We start from the raw sequence: 23,832 nt of genomic DNA on the forward strand, positions 1-23,832 counted from the left end.
TACCTATGCCTAAAAGGAGAGGGAAACTCTCTTTAGATTTTTAATAGTTTTAATAAATACTCTTCAATCTGAAATTCTAACACTCGCTCTTTATCAAAGGCTTTATCTAACCATGATGTAGTCCAACCTTTTTCACTCATTTTGATTATATCGGGATGATCAAGTCCAATTAGTTCATCAGACTCAAAAAACATGTAAATTTCAGATATAGTTTCAATGTATTTTTCTGAAAGTGTATCAAAATATTCATCATTTTGGATTTTGCTTAAACGATTTAAAACCTTTTCCAAATTAACCATACTATGTCCTAATGACTCTAGTAAATTTTGATAGTTAGCAGGTATCGGATTCAAATAATATTCTGATATAAGTAGAAAATTATTATCTTTTTCTGTTTCATAATTGAATTTGTTAACGATTTTAAAATTCAATGCAGAGACTTCATGTACAGTATCTAATGCATCTAAAACAAAATCTCGTTGTAGGCTTTTATTAAACTGTTTTTTCCAAGAATGAAGTGCAAATACTGCAACAATCAATGTGCCTAAGCTAGTAATAAAACTACCTAATGTGAGTAAGTTGGAATCCAAATTTTTAGCTTTTAAAATTATTTTTAGTCATTTGAGTATATAACAAAAAATAATTAGGCTAGATATAACTTCTTCTGAAGTTTCAATAGTTTGATTGAATTGAAAAATTACAATGATATTCACTTCCAATCAGATCCACCATTGCAAAATCACTCAGAGTGTCTAAGCTCAAAAGCGCTACTCCACTTTTAAGTATGCACCCTCTGCCGAGACATTATGTCCAAAACCACAAGACATCGGATTGCTGCTATTCACCGCAATCTGTTGTCCAATTTGAGCGTTAAACTGAAATTTCAAATCAATTTTGCAATCTTCTACGCTGTAATTGGTCTGAGCTTTATTCAATGGCATCCGGGTTGAAAATTCTCCTATATTTGGTCCATAAATCAGACTGCGCAAACCCATATAGAGTCCATTAAACTCAATTTGGTAGGCATTCGAAGCCCGTTTAACTTCCATCGTATTCCACTGGCCAAAACCTGCATAGCGGACATATTTGCCTGCAAGATTCTTCGGTTTTTCTGGTGCAGGCAACTGTTTTAGATTGAACTGGCTGGCTTTAGCATTCGGAAAAACGGAAAACCAGGCGCGTGCCCATTGCGGCTTTCCAAGCTTGACATAACTTAAGCCAACATTATTAAATGCCGTGGTGATATCACGCTCAGAAAAAGCTGTACCACCGTCTTCTACATTCATCGCACAAAAAGATGACCAGGCGGCTTGTTGTTTGAATTGCGCTATGGCCTTTTGATATTGTTTTTGGTCGTAGAATTTCTTGCCATTATTTGCATAGCTTTGCACTTGGCTACAGCCTGAACGCAATTCTTTTTCAAAGTCTGAATCAGCAAAAGTGAGCATACTTAAACTTAAAAGACCAATAGACAATAGAGATTTATACATGGTGTTATTCAGTATGATTTTGAGCTGAATAAAACATAGCCGCTCGTATAAGTAAATAGAACTTGTGCTTATTAAACTGGATAACAACAAAATATCGTGATGGCCAAGTATTAAAAAGCTAAAGAGGAGTGTCCAGAAAGCAGTTCTGGAATAGCTTTAAACTAAGAATGAATCAAGCTTGATCCAGATTCAGTTGTAAGAGGACCAAATCACGCCATTGCCCAAACTTCTGTCCGACTTGCGGCATATAGGCAGTTTGAACGAAACCCAGTTTTTCATGCAGACGAATCGATGAGGTGTTTTCAGAGTCAATCGCTGCGACCATGATATGCAATTTCTGTACTTGAGCCTGTTCAATTAAATACTGCAATAATTTAGAACCTAAACCTTGTCCTGCATAATCTGGATTTAAAAAGATGGAATGTTCTACCGTCTGTTGAAAGCCCTGAATACTACGAAACTGATCATAACAGGCATAGCCAGCAATGACCTGATTTCGCGTATCTTCAACCACAAAAACCGGGAAATTCTGATTTTTAAGCTGCTTAAACCAGATTTTGAAATAGTTCAAATCAAAGGCTGTTCTGTTCCAGGTCGCAGTACCATAGAGTACTTCCTGATTATAAATCTTGAGGATGGTTTCAAGATCATGTTCGGTCGCAGGTCGAATGTCAAAATCAGGCATATTCTTGTTCTGGTAAGGTTGATCTGAAATCACAGTTTAAAAAAAAGCAGAACCGGAGTTCTGCTTTTGATCATACATCAATTAGAAATGGTATTTAACCAATGCACTAACATCATTTTGATCTAAGCCTTTAATGGCATATTTGTTATTCCAAACTGAATGTTCAATACCCACATACAATTTTGTTTCTGGAGAAATGTGTTTGCCTACATTCCATTTGTACTGAGATGTCCAGTTTAACTCACTTGCGTGACCATTCTTTTCAGCTGTTGACCAGTCTAAGAATGCATCAGCCAAGAACTCTTCACCGCCAATTTTAAATGGGACTGCGTAAGTGATCGTCATTTGATAATCATCTTCACTGCCATCATTTTCAGCTTTGTAGAAGTTCACATTTGCATAATTTGTATATGGAACATTTAAAGCAAAACCAACACCATACAAATAGTTATTAAAGCCTTCGCCACCTTCCCAAGTTGTCGCAACGAGTACGTCCTTGATTGGACCAACTTCAAGTTTAGTTCCTGAAACTGCACTTAAGCTTAAACGCGGTGCAACCTCAAAATAGGTACTATTACCTTCTGGATCATTGTTAGTACGATCAGCGAAAGCAAAGAAATCACCATATTTTAAACCTGCCGCATATTCAGCAGTAACTGTTGTTTGATCAAGCTTTTCATCTTGAGTGAGAAATGGTGATTTATAGTTTTCACCATAAAGACCTGTAATGCTAAAGTCCTGCCAAACTGGTTTTGCTTGAGCAAATGCTGCAGTTGAAGCCAATGCACAAAGTGCCGCAAGTTGTGTAAATTTCATTTAAATCTATCCCCCCGAGAAAGCAGAATAAGCATACAGATTAATAAGTAAAAATAAAGTTAAAAGTGATCGCTGACTTAAATATATTTCAGTCCTCATCAGTTGAATGCAGACGATCATCTTCCTCAGTTTTCATTGTCTTTCGCTGATGCTTTTCTAAAGCATTATTTTTTTAATAAAGTTGAATATGTAGCGCCTTAAAAGACTGAATGTATAACTAAAAATATAAAATCACTTCAATTTACGATGATTAACTTAGAAAATCAGTAAAAAATAGGTGGGGATATACAGATTGTTTAGTAATTAATTTGGGCCTGAGGCTGAACAGCTTTGTTCTGTTTGTGTAATGAGGTTAGTTTTAAAATCTCAAATGACGGTCGTTTTATAGGCCTATTTTCGGCATCGTAAAATAAGAGTGATCGGTCTTATATTTCAATTGAAAATCATTTTTGCAGTTTATTATTTTCGAATGACGAAAGAGTATTTTTCCCGGTTCTGCAAAAGCAACTAAACAATGATAAAGCATATGATCTCTTCAGGACTGTAAGGCTGACTAGGCGCTGATCTTATAAGAAAAATTATTAGATAAAAGTGAGCTAATTTTCATAAAAAAATACTTTTAATTTCTTTTTTTTAGGTTTTCTGGTCGCGTGTTATTTAAGCAATTTATCGGTCTGGCCAAAAAACATTTCAAATTAAATCGTGTGAAGAGTTGCGCAATTGCCGTTTGAAAAATCCTGCATTTTTGAGCTGAGTAAGCAGTTGTCACAATCGATTATTCTTTTGCTAAAAAACCAAAATATCACTTGCATATTTCCCAGATACAGCCGATATTCAAGATATAAGGACACGATTCTGCAGACTCAAAAATGTGTTCATCATTCAAAATGGAGGGTGTTATTCCAATCATTTGAAGAAGTGAAATGCGATGCGAAACAGCAAGCTACAAACGTGCCAAGATAAAAAATTTTGCACTCAAAAGTTACAAAGATTGAGGATGGTAATATATGAATATTGAACTTCGTACCGATAACCACATTCAGAATAGTGATCGTTTAATTACTTATGTACGGGAAGAATTAAATCAAGAATTCCAGCGCCACAGCGAGCGTATTACCCATTTTTCAGTCCATCTCAGTGATGAAAATGGCGCCAAAGGCGGCGATGACGATATTCGCTGTATGATTGAAGCGCGTCCTGCAGGCTTGAAACCTGTCGTAGTCAATCATCGTGGCCATAATGTCGATACTGCGATCCATGGTGCAATTGACCGACTAAAACGTAGTCTGGAACATGTGATCGAGAAAAAAGACAATGTTCGTCCTGGTGCTCTCGAACTAGCAGACACAGATACTGCGGATATCGAAGACTAAGCCGAACCGATTTGAAAAAGCCCTGCGGGGCTTTTTTCGTATTAAACAAAAATATAGTTATGAGAAGCACAACAAATCCTGCTTTATTCGGCATAATAGTCGAAAACGAATCAAAGTGAGCTCCATCATGTTAACTGCGCAACAACAACTTTTTGTGCAAGCACTCGAAGAATTAAATCTGGACCAGGTCAAACAGCTGCTGGCAGATGGACTCAACCCGAATTTTATTGATCATGACAAAGGCCCGGTGATTTCGGTCTGGTCAGATGGCCTGTTTAAATGGTGGGAAGAAGTGTGTGAGCTGTATGAAGCCGGAACACCACTTTCAGAAGAGGAGAAACAGGCACGTTTGGCGGTACATTTACAGATTCTGGAAGAACTGATCCAGGCCAAAGTGAATCTGCATTTGTGGGATGCAGAAGAAATTTATGGTCCACTCTGGGATGCCGCAAGTGCCGCATGCGCGCCAGCTGTACAGCGTTTACTGGATGAAAAAGTCGATCCAAATAGCAAAGATGAAGATGACATGACTATTTTATCTTCAATTAGTGATCTATTCTTTGATTGTGATTTTGATGAAATCAACTGGTCAGAAGCCTTGGATGAAGAAAAACAGACGCTAGAACTGCTTCGCAAGCATGGCGCAAAAATGACCAAAGAACTCAGTTAAATTTTAATAAAGAGCTCCAACATGACAACATTAAAAACCTTGGGTTTGATTGCACTGGCCGGTTGTAGTGCACAGCTTTTCGCAGCAGATTTTGAATTTGATCGACCAGGTGAGGGTCTCAGTACTGGAATTACTCCAGTCGGAAATGTCGCTTGGGAGCAAGGCTTGCCTACAGCGCGTTATAGCAAGTCGGGCGATCAGACCGCGACCACACTCAGTGCAGATATGTTGTTACGTACCGGACTCAGTGATGATCTGGAATTGCGTTTAGGTTGGGCTGGCCCGACCTGGACCCAAGTGAAATCCAATGGCCAGACCGAAGAAGATGATGGTCTGGGCGATGTTAGTATTGGTCTGAAAAAGGCCATTGATTTGGATGATGACAAACTCAGTATGGCTTTGCTGGCCGAAGCCATCATTGCAACAGGCAATGTCGGTTTCACTAATGAAGAAGATATTTACAGCTTGGGTTCTGTCGTGTCGTATCAATATAATGACTTGGTCAGTACCGCATTGACCATGCGTTATGAATGGCAGGACAGCAACTGGGCAGTGTCTGCGATTCCTTCTCTAGGCTACCGCATTACTGATCGCTGGTCAGGTTATTCTGAACTGATTTACCGTAAAGCGGAAAGTGTCGATAATCAATACGCACTCGGTACCGGGGTCATGTATGCTTTAAACGATCGTGTCCAGTTAGATGCGAATGTCGGTGTAGATCTGGATGGTGCAGATCGAAGCTACTTCTCAGGCCTAGGTTTCTCTGTGCTGTTCTAAGTTATTCAACTCACAAATGATGAAATACTCGCAGTTCCCGACCTGGGGGAAAATGCTTGCCCCGGTTATTTTGGGAAGCACCTTGTTCAGCAGTCCTGCTCAGGCGGAAACGGCATTGTTGTCTGCCGAGCAGGCTTTTCCTGTGAGCGTGATCTCCACCAGTCAGCAGCAGGCTGAACTGAGCTGGCAGATTCCGGACAACTATTATCTGTATCAGCATAAAATTGAAGTTTGGCAGGGCAACCAGCCGGTATCGTTTGAGTTGCCACCCGCTGAAGATTTGTATGATGATAACTATGGACATACCCAGGTTTATTATCAGCAGTTAAAGTTTCAGATCCCGACTCAAGCGGGGCAATCCTATCAGGTCAGTTGGCAAGGCTGTGCCAAAGACCGGATCTGTTATCCGCCACAAACCATTCAGTTCAAGACCGATTTGTCCGGTCTGGTGCAATTCGAAGCTGCCGGATCAGGAGCAAAGCGTTTACTTGATCTGAATACTTCATCACTGCAACACAATACCCTGTTTAATACAGTGGATTCCTCAGAATCTACAGCAGATGAAATCTCTGCATCAGCCAACACACAAACTGAACCCTATGCAGCACAAGACCAGAAATGGTCAGCCCAACTGCTTGAACGCTCTTTGGGCTATGGGCTTTTGCTGTTCTTTGGCTTAGGCATTTTACTGGCTTTTACGCCGTGTTCCTTGCCGATGCTGCCGATTCTGACCTCGCTGATTGTACGAGATAGTAAAGGCCTGAAAGCCTGGATGATTGCACTGACTTTTGTCAGCAGTATGGCCGCTGTCTATGCAGTACTTGGCCTAATTGCATCTTCGGCCGGCCTGAATTTTCAGCGCTGGTTGCAGCAACCGGGAACCCTGATCGCAGTTAGCATCCTGTTTGTCCTATTTGCCCTGAATCTGTTTGGCCTGTTTGAAATCAAACTGCCGCAACGTCTGGTTCATCGTCTGGATCGGGCACAAGCCATGCAGCAGGGAGGCGGTCTGGTCAGTGCCGGTGTCATGGGCATGATTTCGGCGCTTCTGGTGGGGCCATGCATGACCGCACCGCTGGCAGGCGCATTATTGTTTATTTCCCAGACGCAAAGTCAGTGGCAGGGAGCTTTACTGCTGTTTACTTTAGGTTTTGGGATGGGCACGCCTTTATTGCTGGCCAGTATTCTGGGTGCACGGATTCTGCCTAAAGCCGGGCATTGGATGAATCAGATCAAAGTGCTCTTTGCCTTTATCATGCTGGCGCTGGCGCTGTATTTTATTCGCCCACTGATTTCAGAAGCCGCTTTACAATGGTTATCCCTAGCTTTGGGTATGACCTTCGTGGCTTATGTGCTGTTCCGGATTTTCTGGCATCGTACCGGTTTGAGATGGCTATATATCCTGTGTCTGGTACTGGCCGTGCCCTATATCGCTTATAGCCAATATCAGCACAGTCAGCGTTTTTTTGTGGAGCAGGCGAGCACAGAAGCCAAGTGGCATGTGGCACGTAGTGCAGCAGAATTTCAGCAGATTTTGGACAGGGCACCACAAGGGCAAAAGATTATTATTGATGTCTACGCCGACTGGTGTGTTGCCTGTCAGCCGATCGAACATCGTATTTTAAAATCTGCAGCGGTACAGCAGGCGCTTGCGCCATATTTCCTGATCAAGCTGGATTTAAGCCAATATAATGTCTCTCATCAAGCGCTGTTAAACCAATGGGAAATTCTCGGGCCGCCGACGTATTTATTCTTGAATGCGCAGCAGCAGGAAATTAGGGGTTTACGTTTAACCGGTGCTTTTAGCGAGGCAGAATTGCTGGCACAGCTGCAAGCACTGGCTCAAAGTGAAAATCCATAATTTAGTTCTTAAAAAAAGCTGAACCCGTTTAAGAAACCTGCATCTGTACTGGCACCGGTTCAGCATAAGCTTTGACCAGATTACGCCCACCGGCTTTGGCCTGATAAAGCGCCTGATCAGCCTGACTCAATAACTGCTGCGGGCGTAATTCCGCGCTAGAAATGGCAATCCCGAAACTGGCGGTCACCGGAATCAGCTCATCCTCATCACTGAAAATCTGCAATTGCTGAATGGCGATGCGGCAGCGTTCAGCCACTTGTTCGGCTTTTTCCAGACTGGTATTTTTAAGCACCAAAATAAATTCTTCCCCGCCAAAACGGCCGACTACATCACTTTCGCGCAATTGCTGATTCAGCACGGCACTCACTTCGACTAAGGTTTCATCACCCTTATGATGGCCATAGTGATCATTAATTTTCTTGAAATGATCCAGATCTAATAGCACTAAAGCATAATTGGGAGTGGCTGCGGCATTCAGTTTATCCAGACATTGGTTGATACTACGGCGGTTAAACAGATTGGTGAGCGGATCAATCTGGCTCAGCTGTTTGATCAGCTGCTCGCGATGACGCCATTGACTGAGCAGAATCTCGAATAACACCATGCAGACGGCCAGAATTGGCAAAATGAAATACAGCATCGATAACAGCCAGAAACCATTATAAAAAAGCTTGTCATCGATATTAAAGAGCGGTGAATAAGGTAATTGATGACTGAAACTTAAATAGGCACATCCGCCCAGAAAAATGGAGGCAGGAATCAGCATGCTATACACCAGCGTGCGATGAAACAGCACCAGACCGACCATAATTAAGCAGACGTAAGCGGTGGTAGCGACCGGACTGATCACGCCGACAATATAGGCATCCCGGCATAGCGAAACCACAAAGGTGCCGACTGCCAGATAGGGTAGATAACGTTCCACCAGACGGTTGCCCTGAAATTTATAACAAGGATAAATCAGTAAGGCTAAAATCAATAAAAAACTGCCGTTCAGCACGACTTGTGAATGAACCCGTTCAATCTGTACATATTGCCAATACTCAGGATTGAATAAAACAAAGAGATCCCAGCCGAGCCAGGTCAGATGTACACCGCATCCCAAAGTCAGCATCAGGATGCATTTCTTCAGGATACGCCAGTTCATCACGACTTCATCTTCGACCAGATATTTCTTGATTCTGTGTCTTAGCACTTTTTCTAATACAGGCGATATTCGCTTCATGGTCCCGGTCTGACTTTAATTGTTATGGCAGATTTTTTAAGACTTATTGGATATTTATAGCTTTATTTACACAAGATAACATAAGTTTGAATGCTTGATAAACAACAATATTTAAAACATTTTTGTGATTTAGTTGATATCTGATCTGCTCATTCTTTGCCTATAGCATAAGTGATCTAGGCTATACCAAAGGGTTCTAATCAAAATTAAAGAGGTTAAGAGGCATACAGTTTTGTTCTAAATTCAGGATGATGTGTTTTATTTGTGCTAATTATTTCAATATGGTCAATCGTTAAAATGGCTGCATTGTTAGAAACAACCAAAGATAAAGAGCGAAGCCATGAAAGTTTTACAGATTGATTCCAGTATTTTAGGAGATGCTTCTATTTCGCGTCAGTTGACTCAGGCCGTGGTGGAACAATTGCAGCAAAAATATGCTGAGGCCATTGAAGTTGAGTACCTGGATCTGGCAGCACAGCCTATTCCCCATCTTACTGCCGAAATTTTAATGGGCCAGAATGCAGAACAGACGGCATTGGGCGAGGAAATTTTAGATCAATATTTACAGGCTGATGTCGTGGTGATTGGTGCAGCGATGTATAACTTCGGTTTGCCATCAACCCTAAAAGCCTGGATTGACCGGATCTGTGTCGCGGGACGTACTTTTAAATATACCGAACAAGGTCCTGTGGGTTTGGCGGGCAATAAGAAAGTGTATATTGCCAGCAGCCGTGGTGGTGTCTATGGCGAGCAAAGCCCGGCTGATTTTCAGGAGGCTTTCCTGAAAACCGTGTTTAACTTTACTGGCGTGAATGATATCGAAGTGATTCGTGCTGAAGGAGTGAACATGGGCGAAGCGGTTAAAGCCCAAGCATTGCAAACTGCATTGCAGCAAGTTCAGGCCATTTAAAACCTAAAACCTCTTTTCAAAGGGTCAGCTACGGCTGACCTTTTTTATATGCTAAATCATGCTTAATCTCGGTCCAGACGATGGGCAAATTCTGCAAGATCGGTCAGCGCCTGTTTGGCTTCATCGAACCAGGCACTGAACATCTGGAAGTTGTGCCACATGCCGGTATAGAGTTTAAATTCGACCTCGACACCCGCCTGTTCCGCTTTTTCTTTAAAACGACTAGCATCATCCAGCAGAATTTCCTTGGAACCTACCTGAATATGAATCGGTGGCAAGCCGGCTAAATCGGCAAAAAAAGGAGAAACTTCCGGATCACCACGATCAATCGAACGCGGCACATAATATTCAATCCCGGTTTGAACCGTTTCCAGAGACAGCAGGGAATCATGCTTCTGGTTATAACGTAAAGATTCACTGGTCAACGTTAAATCCAGCAGTGGAGACAGCAGAATCAGACCGCTGACCTGTGGCAGACTTTCCTGCTGTATTTTGAGTGCCAGCGCCAAGGCCAGATTGGCACCGCAAGAATCGCCGGACAGAATAATATCTTTGGCCTGAACACCTTGATCCAGTAGCAGATTATAGACATCAAACAAGGCTTCCAACGCTTCTGGATAGGCAGATTCGGGTGATAGCGGATAATCGACATGCAGCACCTGCATCTGGGTTCGAGCCGCAATTTGAGTCATAAAGGCACGATGGGTATTTAAAGAACCTAAGTAAAATGCGCCGCCATGAATATGAAAAATCAGCTGGGTCGATTCCTGCTGCGGCTTAATTTCTTCCGCGCGCAGTCCGGCCAATCGAAGCGAGCGAATCTGTACCGTTTTATCCTGAGGGAAAAGTTTGCACATCTGTTCCAGAGCAATGCGCATTGAACTCGGTGGAAGACTGAATCTGCTCGGGGCACGAATGGCCGTTTTTAAAAAGCTTTCTGTAATTAATTGTTTCGTTAGCGGGCTTATCTTCATCTTCCTTCCATCTTTTTGTGCTTTTATTGATCGTGTAGATTATTTACCAACCATATTTACAAGGTTACACTAAATAGTCACACCTAAAAATTGAAAAATTGTTGTGACTTTTTAATACTACATGGGTCTATTTTCAGACTAAGGAAATGAAGAAAAATGAAAAAAATAGCGCTTACGTTAGGACTACTAGGCTTATCTGCATTGGCGAATGCCGCGGATCCTTTAAATGGCACGGTATGGAAAACCATTGATGATAAAACCAAGCAGCCTAAGGCCATGGTTAAATTCACTGAACAAAAGAACGGCACTTTGTCAGCCAGTATTCAGTCTGTGTTAACTCCAGGTGAAGAAAATGCCTGCAAGAAATGTGAAGGTCCATATCACAACAAATCTCTGAAAGGCCTGACCATTGTTAAAGGTCTAAAAAATGCTGGCGGGACTAGCTATGACAGCGGTTCGATCCTGGATCCGCAATCCGGTAAAACCTATAAGTTGAAAGGCCAGCTGGCAGACGGTGGCAAGAAACTTGAGCTACGTGGTTTCATCGGTGTAGCGGCATTGGGTCGTAACCAGACTTGGATTCGTGCCAACTAATTTATTTTAAGCAGATATACAAAAGCCTGACCAATGTCAGGCTTTTTTTATGAGTGTTATTCAATACAAGGTATTAGCGGTCTAAGCCACGATAAACCGTTTCATCAAAACCGGCAATAAATCCTGTAGAGGTTGCCAAGATTGGACGTTTGATTAAACTGGTATGGGTGGTTAATGCATTAATTAAGGCATTTTCACTTGACAGGGTGGCCTGTTGCTCTTCTTCACTGAGTTTACGCCAGGTAGTGCCTTTCTTGTTCAGAACCACGTCCTGACCCAAGGCATCCAGCCAGGTTTTGACGGTTTCAGCATCGATGCCCTGTTTTTTATAATCATGAAATTCATAACTCAGACCTTGCTCCGTCAGCAGATCAAAGGCTTTTTTCATCGAACTACAATTTTTAATTCCGTAAATTTTTAACATAGCTGCCATCTAAAAAATTTAAATCATGAACTAGCTTAACCAAATTGGCAGCAGCAAACCATGCAAAAGCAAATGAAAAAAAAGAAAAAATTTTAAATACCAGAAAAGTCATGTCATCAAAATGACATCAAGCAGCTTTAACATGAGCAGCAAGAAAAAGAACAATCTAAATAATAAGAAAAATAAAAATTTGGGAATAATAGAAATAGAAAACCCGCATTTAATCATCCTGATCATGCGGGTCTCAATCCAACGTCCAATGTCACATCCATGCAAAACAAGCTAAATCTATAGTCTGTTTTATTTTCGTCCTACGGCGTCCTGTCCTTATGTTGTCGTCCTGACATGTCCTTGTGCCGTAGCGCTATAATGCTATGTTATTACATTAAGATAAACCCAAAAAATACGTCATGTCATGTAAGAGATAAGCCTTAATTGAGTGAACGTATGTTCACTCAATTAAATAATGAAGATTATAGTTTGTAGTCGATGATCACGGGGGCATGGTCGCTAAACCATTGTTCTTTATAGACCCAGGCATTAACGGTACGCCCTTTCCAGTCCGGAGAGCAGGCATGATAATCAATCCGCCAACCAACATTCTTGGCACGCGCCTGTCCACGGTTTGACCACCAGGAGTATAATTCGGCTTCTTTGCGGACTTCACGGAAAGTATCGACATAACCAAGCTCATCGTAGATATGATCTAGCCAGGCACGTTCGTGCGGTAAACAGCCCGAGGCTTTCTGGTTACCCGACCAGTTTTTAATATCGATACGTTTATGCACGATATTGTAGTCACCGCAGACAATCACCGATTTATTTTCATCGCGCCACTGTTTCAGGATTTTTGCGTATTCTTCCAGAAAGTGATCTTTACGCGCTTGTGCTTCATCGCCTGATGAACCCGAAGGCAGATACAGGGAACAGATCTGTACAGTTTGTTCTAGACCCAAGTTAAATTCAGCGGCAATAAAACGGCCTTGCGAATCGGCCAGTTCAAAACCCAAGCCATCGGTCAGAGACACAAAAGGCAGACGGCTATAAATGGCAGTACCGGCATAACCCGGACGCTCGGCAGGAAACAGGTGCGTGTACCAGCCTTCAGGCTTGAATTTATCGGTCCACTGCGCATGCGTGATCCGGCTTTCCTGCATGCAAATTACATCGGCATCCGACTGTTCCATCCATTCCAATAGGCCTTTGGTGACAGATGAACGTAAGCCGTTGACATTAATTGAAACGACGCGAAGAATTTTTTGATCACCTGGATAGCTACTCTTTGGTATCATGCGCAAGTCTTACCTTAATTAATGGATTTAGGAGCACCTCATGTCAACGCCAGCTCAGTTTAACCCGCAAGCTTTTATCGAACTCGCATTATCACGCGGTGTGCTTAAATTTGGTGAGTTTACTTTAAAATCGGGACGTGTGAGTCCCTATTTTTTTAATGCGGGTCTGTTGAATGATGGTGAAGCCTTGACACTGCTGGCTTCTGGCTATGCTGCAAAACTGACTGAATGTGACCATGTTGAAGTGATTTTTGGCCCTGCATATAAAGGCATTCCTTTTGTGGCAGCAACTGCTGTGGCTCTGTCGCAAAATCATGGGGTAAGTGTGCCATGGGGTTTTAACCGCAAGGAAGCCAAAGACCATGGCGAGGGTGGCGTATTGGTCGGTGCTTCTGTAGCAGGTAAAAAAGTCTGGATCATTGATGACGTAATTACCGCAGGCACAGCGATTCGTGAAGTCGTCACCATCCTGAAAAATGCCGGTGCCCAAATTGCCGGTGTACTCGTGGCGCTTGATCGTCAGGAAAAAGGTCAGGGTGATTTATCTGCGATTCAGGAAGTACAGCAAGAGCTTGAGATTCCTGTACATGCCTTAATTACCATGAAAGATTTAATGGATTATCTGGAAGCGAAAGGCGACCTAGAAGCTTTGGCAAAAATGGAAGATTACCGGGTTAAATACGGGATCTAAGCCTGGATTGGCATAGAAAAGGAAGCTTGAGCTCACTGCTGTCCCATAGTTTGCTTTAAATAAAAAAACCTGAGTCCTAACAGTTAAAATATGAGTGCAAACAAACACTTTAACGACCAGGATTCAGGTTTTGTCACATCAGAATACCGTATTTCATGAGCTAATTAAACCTGTTGTGCGACAGGATTTTGAACAACTTGCTAAAGTACACCATGTTGGACAGAAATTTAGAGCGGCTTCCCGGTGGGATCAGTTTATTGCCATATTGATGTCTCAATTCTCTTGTAGACAAAGTCTGAGAGATATTCAATCCAATTTGGAGTGCCAACAGGAAAAACTGAGTCATCTCGGAGCAAAGTCTATTCCCCGAAGCACGCTGGCACGAATCAATGAGCAGCAGCCTGCTGCCTTGTATCAACAGCTATTTCACAAGTTGCTTAAATACTATGAACACTCAAAAGTAGCTCATAAATTTCGCTTTAAGAATCCCTTGTATTCCTTGGATGCCAGTCATATTGACCTGTCGCTTTCCTTATGTGAATGGGCCAAAGTTCACGACTCAAAAGCCAGCATGAAACTCAGCATAGGATTGAATCACAGCAATGATATTCCTGAGTTTGTTGCAGTTGAAAATGGCAAAGAAAATGACATGGTACAAGGCCGCAAATTCCAGTTTCCTGCTGGCAGCATTGTAGTTTTTGATAAAGGCTATGTCGATTACCAATGGTATGCAAATCTGACTGCTCAAAACATTGGATTTGTCACACGTTTTAGGCCTAAATCTGTGTATCAGGTGATCCAGCAACATCCAGTGCTTGAATCCAAAGGTATTCTAAAAGATGAAACCATTCAGCTGAATAGCGCACATGCCCTAAAAAGAAAAGCCCCAGTGTTAAGAAGAATTGAATATAGAGATCAGCAAAGTGGCAAGCACTTTAGCTTTCTCAGCAATAACTTTCATTTAGCCGCCTCCACCATTGCGGCGATTTATAAAGATCGTTGGAAAGTTGAGCTGTTCTTTAAGGCGATTAAGCAGAATCTCAAATTAAAAGCGTTTCTAGGCCGCAGCAGGAACGCAATTCAGACACAAATCTGGATTGCGATGATCGCCTATTTATTGGTGAGTTTCGCTCAACATTTAGGGAAAACAGGTTGGACAGTTCAACGTTTACTCAGAATAATTCAAGTGAATTTGTTTGAAAGAAGAACTTTAAAAGCTTTATTTTCACCCGATAAAATACCCATAAAACAAGAGGAAGCTCAAATGAGCTTCCTCTTGTGAAAAATTGTGGGACAGCAATGGCTTGAGCTTCCTTTTTTTATAGATACTCGATTTTCTAAGCATTTGAAATTTATTATCTCTGTCTATTCTTGTAAGCATTGGCTTACATGAATTCCAGCACTTTGCGGCTATTTTGAATAGTGGAAATTTCCTATGATGGCTTTAACAGGAACAGGACGTTCCACACAAGAATAACAATACATAAATACAAGGAAAGTAAGGTACGACAGGAGTTATACCAAGCGAACCCATACGGAAAGCCCCTGGCAGGATGCTAGGGGTTTTTCATTTCTATTTCTTTATTGAGCAACGCTTAGAGCAGCAATGACTCAGTAATATTATTCTTAAAAATTCATTGTTAATGAGCTAAATAGAGGAGCAGAAAACCTTTCACCAAAATTATGAATCTTCAGAACTAAAAAAAGCACCTGAAGGTGCTTTTTCTTATTGCTGGGCTAAATTATAGCGCAACGATATTGATCGCATTTGGACCTTTTTGACCATCAACCACGCTAAAAGAAACGCGTTGACCTTCAAACAAAGTTTTGAAACCAGAACTGCTAATTTCTTTGAAATGAGCAAAAACGTCAGGACCTGATTCTTGTTGAATAAAACCAAAACCTTTAGTTTCGTTAAACCATTTTACTGTACCGGTAACTGTAGTAGACATAATATAACCTGTTAAATTTTAATAATTTTAGTCATGCAAATGACTATGGATAACTTGGAAAACAACAAGAATTGAAATAAAGATCTGAAAAAACTGAGGATTATAAATAATACTGCGGCACTTAAAGAAGCTTAACTAAACAACGCTTTTTTCTAGTTAAAGACAGCATAGCCTAAATCAGAAAATATTCAAGTTTTTTATATTTATTATTTATTTTTCTTATAAAAGGGGCTCCATTCTTGTTTTTTAAAGAATTTCAAGCTGTTTGCTTGAGCTTTATCGGTTGTATTTAAGCTTTAACCAAGCTAAACAATAAATACACGTTGTGTTTGTGTTACTTTATGTTAATCAAAATCGTTCAGTACCCAGCAAGATTTTACTAAGTCAGTGTATTTTATAACTTTGGGTAAATTAGTATTTGTAGTTTTAAGATAGTTATCGTCATTGTTTGTGTATAAAAATCCACCTATATTAAAATTCAATTGGAAAAATTAACTATAAGAATTTCTTGATTTTAATTTAAAACCAAATACGAGTGAGTCTCATGGATTACTGGAACAGTGTGTTACTTATATCCATCATCACCATGGTTGGACTGGCCATGCTCATCCTGTTCGTCGGATGTAAAATGTGGAAGAACTTGGTGGTCACTTTACTGATTGCCACCTTGATTGGTTTTCTGATTGTATGTGCAATCAATTTTGTTTTTGGCGATCGTCTTCAATTTCTATGGGGTGCCCCTGAGACTGGCGATAGCAATTTTATGCTGGAAATGGGGCTGATGAGCCTGTTAATTGGCGGCGTGAGTACCTTTATCATTATGTTAGGCACTTTGGTGGCTAAAAGTAACAGTAGAAATCAAGGCGATGAAGACTAGTTTTTCGCAAAATAACAAGTCTCTTAATGAGTGGGAAAGTGCAGAAAAGCATCGCATGTACAGTTCATAGGCTTAAAAAATCTTTCTCAGTCAAATGTATAGTGCCATAGCGCTACGGGACATGAATGGCGTTTCACATCCCGTAGCTGCATAATTTTCTGTATCAAAAATTTAGAACATCATTCTTAGACCTGCACCATAGATCCAGCCTTTTTCTGAATCAGAACTTTGCTGCCAGGCTGTCTGTTGGTTGCCTTTGCTGTATTCATAACCGACTTCCAGATAAGGCATGAGCTTTTTGCTCAGTTCATAGCGTGTTTCCAGACCCAAGGTTGCATGACTAAGGCCGGTTTTTTTCGCATTCGCTGCCTGATCATTCAGGATGACATCCAGTTCGACAAAGGGCTGCATAATCAGTTTCTGCGTCAATAACAGGTCACGCTCTGTTTCCAGTTTTAATCCGACAAAGTCATCTTCACCGACATAAACATGAGCATCCGTTTCGAAAAAGTAGGGGGCCAGGCCATGTAGCCCAAATACTGCATCGAAGCGCTCGTTCTGCTGTTGTGTAGCAGGCTCGGCTAAATTTTCCTGTCGATAGCGCACCCCGGTCTGCACATCCCAGAAATCGGAAATATTTCGGCTATACAGCACTTTGGCATCATATTCGGCCTGATGCGATTCATGTTTGTCGGCTTCTAGCTTGAGGAAGATTTTATTTTCATCCGTGCCAATTCTGGCTTGGTTCTTGGACTTGAATGCCCCATTTCCCTCTGAACTATGCTGCCATTTCTGGTCCAGAATAATCTGGCTATAAATCTGTGCACCATGTTCTTTACGATGATCATGTTCGCTGGCAGAACTGACTGAATTTTGTGGTGTGCTCGGCGCATGCGGTTGATGTGATAACTTTGGTGGTGGTTGATAAGATGCAGCATCTACTGTTTCAGTATGCTGTGCGTGGTCATCAGTCATGTTTTGCATGGCATGATGTCCGCTATGATGCTGATGTTCATTATGACCCGTATGCTCGCTAGAAGCTGCCGCAAAAACACTCAGACTGCTTAGGGTAAGTGCACTGCTGAGCACTGACTTTACAAAAAGATTAGTGATGTGCATGGCTTGCTCCTTCAGCTGCTGCTGGTTTTGACGGCATTTTTTGTGAAGAAGGGTGAGATGCTTGATCATCATTCACATGCGCCACAATCAGCTTGTTCATCATGCCAGCACTCATGTGATAGAGCAGATGGCAGTGAATCGCCCATTCTCCCAGTTCATCTGCTGTGAGCAGGGTGGTCACCGTTTTCCCGGGCGGCACAATCACAGTGTGTTTATTTGGCATATTTGCAGCAGACTGACCATTTTCCAGCTGCATAAACATGCCATGCAAATGCATCGGATGGGCCATCATGCTGTCATTGATAAATTTCAGCCGGATCCGCTCGCCATATTTCACTTGAAGTGGCTCGGCATCACTGAATTTTTTACCATTCATGGTCCAGATGTAGCGCTCCATGGTTCCACCCAGACGAATCACCAGTTCACGTTCTGCTGCGCGGGTATCAGGTTGCGGTGTCAGGGCTTTGAGGTCTTGATATTGCAAGGCTTTGTGCCCTGCAGGCGTAGACATATTGGCCCAGCCCTGAACAGGCTGATTGGTTCCGAACATGGCACTATGACTTACATGCATGTCGTGCTGGGCATGCTGATCATGTTCACTTGTGACAGTCTGCGTGGTCTGACTGCTGTGTGCGTCATGCGACATGTCATGCTGTTCGCCATGTCCCATATCTTCCATGGTCAATAAGGCACGAGGGCGCGGTGTCGGTAATTGAACCGGGGCCGGGGTTTTGCTTGAATCAGTTGCCTGATGCAAACTGCCAATGGCAAAGCCTGAGCGGTCGATCGATTCCGCTTCAATCTGGTAATGCGCTGCAGTGGGTTCCACAATCACATCATAGGTTTCAGCAGTTCCAATCCGGAATTCATCTACAGCGACCGGCTGCACAGCTTGTCCATCGGCGCTGACCACGGTCATTTTCAGCTGGGAAATACGCACATCGAAAAATGACATGGCGGAAGCATTGATGAAACGCAGGCGGACTTTTTCATTGGGCTGGAACTGGCCACTCCAGTTTTGTTGCGGCGTTTTTCCATTGACCAGAAAGGTATAACCGGTAACATCAGATAGGTCGGTTTTCAGCATACGCATCTGGTTCCACATCTTGCGGTCTGACCAGGTGGCCTTGAGACCGTCACGTTTTACCTGCTTAAATACATCGCCAACGGTTTCGCGCTGGTTCTGATAATATTCGGCCGATTTTTTTAAATTGTTCTGAATCTGCTGGCTGCCCTGTTCGTGAAAATCCGACAGCATCACCACATAATCCCGTTCGGTTTGTTCATGTGCAGGTAGCAATGTCTGGGCTTTGGGGCGAATCACCAATGCGCCATAGAGGCCGTCCTGTTCCTGACCTTTGGAATGTGCGTGATACCAGTAGGTGCCGTTTTGACGAACCTTGAAACGATAAGTAAAAGACTGTTTCGGTTTGATCCCCTGAAAACCGTTAAATCCGGGGACACCATCCATCAGCCCGGGCAGGAGCAGGCCATGCCAGTGCAGCGAGGTATCCTGATTGTTCAGGTTGTTTTGTACATGAATGACTGCATCATCACCTTCTTCAAATTCCAGCAAGGGTGCAGGGAATTTTCCGTTTACAGTGATACGCTTGACCGTCTTTCCGGTGAGATTGATCGGGCTTTCATCAATGACCAGATGATATTCTTTTACGGCTGCAAACAAGGCAGACGACGAGATGAGACCGAAGCCCAGACACAGGCTTTGACTGATTTTAAGCAACATAACTTAATCCTTAATGAATAAAAAAAATTTAAAAATTCAGGATCAAGCTTTGGGTGGGCGCAGGATTTCTTGCCAGTAACCGGCAAGGTGCTGGGCATGGTAAGCAGGGAGGAGGGGCGAATTCAAACATGAGGTGCGACAGTTTGAAAAGTCTTATGATAATCAACAAGCTGAGCAAATTTCTCTAATGGTGTAAGCCAATCTAACGCTTTTCTAGGACGAGTATTCAGTGACATGGCAACTTGATTTAAATAATGCTGATCTGCCTGATTTAAATCAATCCCTTTAGGTAAATATTGCCTAATTAAACCATTCATATTTTCGCATGTGCCTTTTTGCCAGGGTGAATGTGGGTCACAGAAATATACATCTATGCCTAAATCTTCTTCAAGTATTTTATGTTCTGCCATCTCGCGTCCACGGTCATAGGTCAACGTTTTACGCAGTTCTGCAGGTAAATATTTCAGAGCTTCAGTTAAAGCCTTGCGCACTGATTCTGCCTTTGCATCAGGTAATGTTGCCAAGATACAGAGCCGTGTATTTCGTTCAATAAGTGTTGCTATCGAACTTTTATTGTCTTTACCTTTAATTAAATCAGCTTCCCAATGACCCGGTATTTTTCTTTCTTGAACTTCGGCTGGGCGCTCATGAATAGTTTTAATATCCTGTAATATAGAATCTTTTTTAGGTTCACCGTTAGCTTTTCGCTTTTTATTTTCATGACGCAGACAGGATAATAAGTCTTTTTTCAACTCACCCTTTGGTAATGCTCGTATCGTTGAATAAATCGTTGTATGGCTTACATTCATTGTTTGATCCAAATCAGGAAATGTCTTTAAACGCTTTGCTATTTGCTGAGGAGACCATAAACAACGGATCGCTTCAACAATAAATTTCCAGAGGATTGAATCGATTTTGAGTTTTCTGTGACCACGTCTACGTCTAGCGAAGGTGTTATCAGAAGCATATTGAGCTTGATAAACGTCATTGATGCTATTTCTTTTAAGCTCACGATAGATCGTACTAGGATGTCTTTTAATGAGTTCAGCAAATTTTCTGGCTGAAAAGCCTTCTTTTCTTGACTCAAGCATTAATGCAGTACGATCTTCAAAGTTAAGATGATGGTATGACAATTTTATATACTCCATAAACCCTTTAAATTAATTAGGTGGTTTATGTCGCACTTCAAGTTTTACTCTGCCAGGGTTTTTTCCGGATAACCGTGATCAGGCACGCTTAACTCGGGCGTTGTAATGGGCAGGCTGGTGACCAAGTTCTGGCAGGCCATAGTGCCACAATCCAGACAATCTGATGACTGCTGGGTGCTGTCACTGACACAGTCCGGCTGAATCAGTTCCTGATCTTGATGATGATCAGTCTTATGCAGCGAGTGAGAAGCAGAGGGTTTTGTCATTTCCAGACAATGAGGATTCGTTTTTTCAGACGGCATAACCAGATGCATGGTGTTTGCAGATGCGACAGACACACTGCTCCAGCCTATGGCAAAAACCACAAGCATCACCAACCAGATCTGTTTGACGAGCCGTATGAGCAAAAGTACACCCTGAAAAAATGCGCTTCATGTTTGAGCAATAAAAGCATAAACGCAGTAACTCAAATTAGCAAATTCTGGACAAGATTATTTTTTAGGTCACCTACATACTACTTTTTTCATAGGTTCAGGTTTCAGTTTCGCACTTTTCGCATTTTCTACAGTCTAGCAGCATCCCGAGTTTTTCTTTACGTCCTTGCTCGGTCATCACCCATGGGCGATTTTGCCAGGGCGGGGTATGCCGCACATGCTGGCCATGTCCGCAGGCCAGTTCTGCAACCCAATGCTGTTCTTCATCCAGATGAAAACCGATAATGGCCTGTTGCATGGCAAACCTCCTATGAGTTCAATCTGCCTCAGTACTTATCTAAAAACCTATATAAAATAAGTCATGCAAAATCACCATAAACAAAAGAATCCACACAGGCTATACTCCTTGCCAAGTCATTTTTTGAAAAAGAGCAGAGACACATGCGCGTACTTGTTGTGATGGATCCCATTGAAAATGTAAACCTGAAGAAAGACTCGACCATGGCCATGCTGTGGGCAGCAGCACGTCGCGGGCATGAACTCGGTTATGCATTGCAGCAAGATTTATATATCGATCAGGGCAAGGCCTTTGGTCTGATCGCGCCGTTACAGGTATTTGAAGACTACGACCATTATTATGAACTTGGCGAAAAACAAAAAGAGTCGATCGCTGCTTATGACGTTGTCTTGATGCGTAAAGATCCGCCTTTTGATATGAACTTCGTCTATACCACTTATATTCTGGAGCAGGCAGAGCGCGAAGGGGCATGGATCATCAACAAACCGCAAAGCCTGCGTGACTGTAATGAAAAACTGTTCGCGACCCAGTTCCCGCATCTGCAAGTTCCGACCTTGGTGACTTCGCAGCAAAGCCTGATCCGTGAATTTCTCAAAGAACAGGTCGATGTGATTGTAAAACCTCTAGATGGTATGGGCGGCACCGGGATTTTCCGCCTGTATCAGGATGGCATCAACATCGGTTCAACCATTGAAATGCTGACCAATAATGGTACCCAGCCGATTATGGCGCAGCGTTATATTCCGGAAATTGTCGAAGGCGATAAACGCATCCTGATGATTAATGGTGAGCCAGTGCCGTATTGTCTGGCCCGTATTCCACAAAATGGTGAAGTGCGTGGTAATCTGGCCGCGGGTGGCCTAGGTGAGGCACGCCCCCTGACTGAAAATGACAAAGCCATTGCAGCAAAAGTAGGGCCGTATCTCAGAGAAAAAGGTCTGGTCTTTGTAGGGCTGGATGTGATCGGAAATTATGTTACTGAAATTAATGTAACCAGTCCAACCTGTATCCGTGAAATTGACACCCAGTTTGGTACTTCGATTGCGGATGATCTGTTTGCTGTGCTGGAAGCAGGTCAGGCCAATCAGGTTTAAAGGCAGCATTAGGTGAAAGAAGAGTCTGCTTGCAGGCTCTTTTTATCTTTTTATTTAGGGTAACGCTTAAATAAAAATGCCGTCATTACCATGCCCAGCATCGAAAGGCAGACAGTGATAATGGCAAGATTGGCCCAGTATTGGGTGGCAGATATCAGCGCAGCGCTCAGGGTCGGTATAAAAAACTGTGCGCAGGCTGAAATTTGTAAAACCAGACCCACACTGGCTGTTGCTGCATAGGCACGTGGTGCATAGTGCAGGGTAATCGCAAAAACAGTGGTTGGGATCATCCCGCCAATCAGTGAAAACAGCAAGGCACTGACAACCTGCAATTCAAATGAGAGCCAGGCATTTGCAGCAAACACCAGACCACTGCTGCAGAGCATTGCTACAAATCCGGTACTCAATAAGGTGTGCGGTCTATAACCCTGTTGCAGCAACATGCCTGCGCCAAAAGTGCCCCCCAGATTGGCCAGAACGACCATCGAGACCAGCATCCCTGCACGTTTTAAGTCCAGCCCCTGTTCAACATACAGTGTAGGCAGGAAGCCCGTGACAGTAATCCACTGACTGGTATAACAGGCAAAAATAATCGCCAGACAGATAATGGGAGGATGGGTCAGGGTAATTTGAACAATCTGCCAGAATGAGGTGTTTTCCGTAGCTGCCTGGGTAGAGTCTGGCTGTGTTACCAGGGCAGGTTCAATATTTAAATATTGTTTGATCATGCCAGCAATGACAAGGCACAGGCAGCCCAAAATGCCCCAGATCGTTTGCCAGTCCAGATATTCAAGCAGGAGAGGAATCGTCAATACGGCCAGACTGACACCGATGCCCATATAGGAACTCCAGAGTCCCATCTTGAAATTCAGTGTTTCAGCGCGGCTGGTACGTTTTAAAATGGTTGGCGCACACAAGGAGATGGTTAAAAACCCGATTCCTTCCATAAAGCGCAATACATATAAAGTGGCAGGCTGCGTAATCCAAAGCCCGGCAAGACTGCTTAGCCCTAAAATGATTAAGGCCATGATCAGGCAGCGCTTTAATCCCATTTTTTCCGAGAAGGCGCCAATGCATAGCGCAAACAGCATTCCGGCAGCCTGCACCAATGCTAATGAAAAACCAGCCTGAGTAAAACTCAGGTTTAAATCCTGCTGCAACACAGGAATCACGGCCGAAAGTTTGCCGACATGGATCGCAGCCAGATAACCGGCCAAGATAATCCATACATCACGACATGAGATTTTTGACATCTATCCGAACTGAGTCCATTTAAAGCATCTGCTTGTACATCAAGCATCATTCATATATAGATATGAATAGCATGAAACTTTTATAAAATTGATAGGATTTAAGCCTAAGATTATCGGCCAATGATAAGAGA

Annotated in this window: 25 protein-coding genes; 10 read left to right on the forward strand and 15 right to left on the reverse strand. The window is 42.6% G+C overall.

Going from position 1 to position 23,832, the window contains the following annotated elements; translation table 11 throughout:
• Positions 1-32 precede the first annotated feature (32 nt).
• The 4 genes from F893_RS03220 to F893_RS03235 form a co-directional block, all read right to left on the reverse strand.
• Positions 33-590: a hypothetical protein gene (locus F893_RS03220; RefSeq protein WP_005250272.1), complete on the reverse strand. Its 558-nt coding sequence runs from the start codon at positions 588-590 to the stop codon at positions 33-35.
• 177 nt (positions 591-767) lie between these two features.
• On the reverse strand, positions 768-1,490 hold the full coding sequence (locus F893_RS03225) for a hypothetical protein (protein ID WP_005250274.1): 723 nt from the start codon (positions 1,488-1,490) through the stop codon (positions 768-770).
• Positions 1,491-1,662: 172 nt separating this feature from the next.
• Positions 1,663-2,175 (reverse strand): GNAT family N-acetyltransferase, encoded by a 513-nt coding sequence (locus F893_RS03230; RefSeq protein WP_005250276.1) that lies wholly within the window; start codon positions 2,173-2,175, stop codon positions 1,663-1,665.
• A gap of 81 nt (positions 2,176-2,256) precedes the next feature.
• A complete protein-coding gene (locus tag F893_RS03235; protein WP_005250279.1) occupies positions 2,257-2,991 on the reverse strand; it encodes an outer membrane protein OmpK in 735 nt (244 codons plus the stop codon).
• A 1,007-nt stretch (positions 2,992-3,998) separates the two neighbouring features.
• Between F893_RS03235 and F893_RS03240 the strand changes: the two genes are divergently transcribed.
• The 4 genes from F893_RS03240 to dsbD all read left to right on the forward strand — a co-directional run bounded on the left by F893_RS03240 (position 3,999) and on the right by dsbD (position 7,672).
• The gene (locus F893_RS03240; RefSeq protein WP_004647220.1) at positions 3,999-4,364 is read left to right on the forward strand and encodes an HPF/RaiA family ribosome-associated protein; all 366 of its coding nucleotides are present in this window, start codon (positions 3,999-4,001) and stop codon (positions 4,362-4,364) included.
• 127 nt (positions 4,365-4,491) lie between these two features.
• On the forward strand, positions 4,492-5,034 hold the full coding sequence (locus tag F893_RS03245) for a hypothetical protein (protein ID WP_005250280.1): 543 nt from the start codon (positions 4,492-4,494) through the stop codon (positions 5,032-5,034).
• Between the two features lie 21 nt (positions 5,035-5,055).
• Positions 5,056-5,811 carry a transporter gene (locus F893_RS03250; protein WP_005250282.1) on the forward strand — a complete coding sequence of 252 codons (756 nt, stop codon included), beginning with the start codon at positions 5,056-5,058 and terminating at the stop codon, positions 5,809-5,811.
• 19 nt (positions 5,812-5,830) lie between these two features.
• Positions 5,831-7,672 carry a protein-disulfide reductase DsbD gene (gene dsbD / locus F893_RS03255; protein WP_005250284.1) on the forward strand — a complete coding sequence of 614 codons (1,842 nt, stop codon included), beginning with the start codon at positions 5,831-5,833 and terminating at the stop codon, positions 7,670-7,672.
• 28 nt (positions 7,673-7,700) lie between these two features.
• Here dsbD and F893_RS03260 read toward each other — a convergent pair whose 3' ends face one another.
• Positions 7,701-8,897, reverse strand: a complete 1,197-nt coding sequence (locus tag F893_RS03260; protein ID WP_005250286.1) for a GGDEF domain-containing protein — start codon at positions 8,895-8,897, stop codon at positions 7,701-7,703.
• Positions 8,898-9,237: 340 nt separating this feature from the next.
• Here F893_RS03260 and F893_RS03265 point away from each other — a divergent pair, with 340 nt between their 5' ends.
• Positions 9,238-9,807 carry an FMN-dependent NADH-azoreductase gene (locus F893_RS03265; protein ID WP_004281290.1) on the forward strand — a complete coding sequence of 190 codons (570 nt, stop codon included), beginning with the start codon at positions 9,238-9,240 and terminating at the stop codon, positions 9,805-9,807.
• A 62-nt stretch (positions 9,808-9,869) separates the two neighbouring features.
• Here F893_RS03265 and F893_RS03270 read toward each other — a convergent pair whose 3' ends face one another.
• Entirely contained in the window at positions 9,870-10,781 is a 912-nt protein-coding gene (locus tag F893_RS03270) for an alpha/beta hydrolase (RefSeq protein WP_005250296.1), read from the reverse strand.
• Positions 10,782-10,937: 156 nt separating this feature from the next.
• Between F893_RS03270 and F893_RS03275 the strand changes: the two genes are divergently transcribed.
• A complete protein-coding gene (locus F893_RS03275; protein ID WP_005105342.1) occupies positions 10,938-11,375 on the forward strand; it encodes a DUF2147 domain-containing protein in 438 nt (145 codons plus the stop codon).
• Between the two features lie 73 nt (positions 11,376-11,448).
• Here the strand turns inward: F893_RS03275 and F893_RS03280 are convergent, their stop codons facing one another.
• Complete coding sequence (locus F893_RS03280) at positions 11,449-11,799, reverse strand: Spx/MgsR family RNA polymerase-binding regulatory protein (RefSeq protein WP_005250299.1); 351 nt, start codon at positions 11,797-11,799, stop codon at positions 11,449-11,451.
• A gap of 473 nt (positions 11,800-12,272) precedes the next feature.
• Positions 12,273-13,091 (reverse strand): exodeoxyribonuclease III, encoded by an 819-nt coding sequence (locus F893_RS03285; protein WP_005250301.1) that lies wholly within the window; start codon positions 13,089-13,091, stop codon positions 12,273-12,275.
• A gap of 40 nt (positions 13,092-13,131) precedes the next feature.
• Between F893_RS03285 and pyrE the strand changes: the two genes are divergently transcribed.
• Both pyrE and F893_RS03295 read left to right on the forward strand, forming a co-directional pair.
• Positions 13,132-13,782, forward strand: coding sequence for an orotate phosphoribosyltransferase (gene pyrE, locus F893_RS03290; protein WP_004281297.1), 651 nt, complete (start codon positions 13,132-13,134; stop codon positions 13,780-13,782).
• A gap of 130 nt (positions 13,783-13,912) precedes the next feature.
• Positions 13,913-15,064, forward strand: coding sequence for an IS4-like element ISAbe18 family transposase (locus F893_RS03295; RefSeq protein WP_004645517.1), 1,152 nt, complete (start codon positions 13,913-13,915; stop codon positions 15,062-15,064).
• 460 nt (positions 15,065-15,524) lie between these two features.
• Here F893_RS03295 and F893_RS03300 read toward each other — a convergent pair whose 3' ends face one another.
• Complete coding sequence (locus tag F893_RS03300) at positions 15,525-15,734, reverse strand: cold-shock protein (protein WP_004281299.1); 210 nt, start codon at positions 15,732-15,734, stop codon at positions 15,525-15,527.
• A gap of 544 nt (positions 15,735-16,278) precedes the next feature.
• Between F893_RS03300 and F893_RS03305 the strand changes: the two genes are divergently transcribed.
• Positions 16,279-16,611, forward strand: a complete 333-nt coding sequence (locus F893_RS03305) for a hypothetical protein (protein WP_005250303.1) — start codon at positions 16,279-16,281, stop codon at positions 16,609-16,611.
• A 171-nt stretch (positions 16,612-16,782) separates the two neighbouring features.
• On the opposite strand, the gene F893_RS03310 is transcribed toward F893_RS03305, so the two are convergent.
• The 5 genes from F893_RS03310 to F893_RS03330 form a co-directional block, all read right to left on the reverse strand.
• Positions 16,783-17,730 (reverse strand): copper resistance protein B, encoded by a 948-nt coding sequence (locus tag F893_RS03310; RefSeq protein ID WP_005250305.1) that lies wholly within the window; start codon positions 17,728-17,730, stop codon positions 16,783-16,785.
• Positions 17,717-19,474 (reverse strand): copper resistance system multicopper oxidase, encoded by a 1,758-nt coding sequence (locus F893_RS03315; protein ID WP_005250307.1) that lies wholly within the window; start codon positions 19,472-19,474, stop codon positions 17,717-17,719. The genes F893_RS03310 and F893_RS03315 overlap by 14 nt, the downstream gene beginning before the upstream one ends.
• Positions 19,475-19,596: 122 nt before the next feature.
• Positions 19,597-20,565: an IS30 family transposase gene (locus F893_RS03320; protein ID WP_081398964.1), complete on the reverse strand. Its 969-nt coding sequence runs from the start codon at positions 20,563-20,565 to the stop codon at positions 19,597-19,599.
• 101 nt (positions 20,566-20,666) lie between these two features.
• Positions 20,667-21,029: a hypothetical protein gene (locus F893_RS03325; RefSeq protein ID WP_005250309.1), complete on the reverse strand. Its 363-nt coding sequence runs from the start codon at positions 21,027-21,029 to the stop codon at positions 20,667-20,669.
• Between the two features lie 124 nt (positions 21,030-21,153).
• A complete protein-coding gene (locus F893_RS03330; protein WP_005250311.1) occupies positions 21,154-21,354 on the reverse strand; it encodes a DUF3565 domain-containing protein in 201 nt (66 codons plus the stop codon).
• Positions 21,355-21,497: 143 nt separating this feature from the next.
• Between F893_RS03330 and gshB the strand changes: the two genes are divergently transcribed.
• Positions 21,498-22,448 (forward strand): glutathione synthase, encoded by a 951-nt coding sequence (gshB, locus tag F893_RS03335; RefSeq protein ID WP_005250312.1) that lies wholly within the window; start codon positions 21,498-21,500, stop codon positions 22,446-22,448.
• Between the two features lie 50 nt (positions 22,449-22,498).
• Here gshB and F893_RS03340 read toward each other — a convergent pair whose 3' ends face one another.
• Entirely contained in the window at positions 22,499-23,701 is a 1,203-nt protein-coding gene (locus F893_RS03340; RefSeq protein ID WP_005250314.1) for an MFS transporter, read from the reverse strand.
• Positions 23,702-23,832: the final 131 nt, after the last annotated feature.

Origin of the sequence: Acinetobacter sp. CIP 102136 (genome assembly GCF_000369685.1) — a bacterium.
GTDB classification, from domain to species: Bacteria; Pseudomonadota; Gammaproteobacteria; order Pseudomonadales; family Moraxellaceae; genus Acinetobacter; species Acinetobacter fasciculus.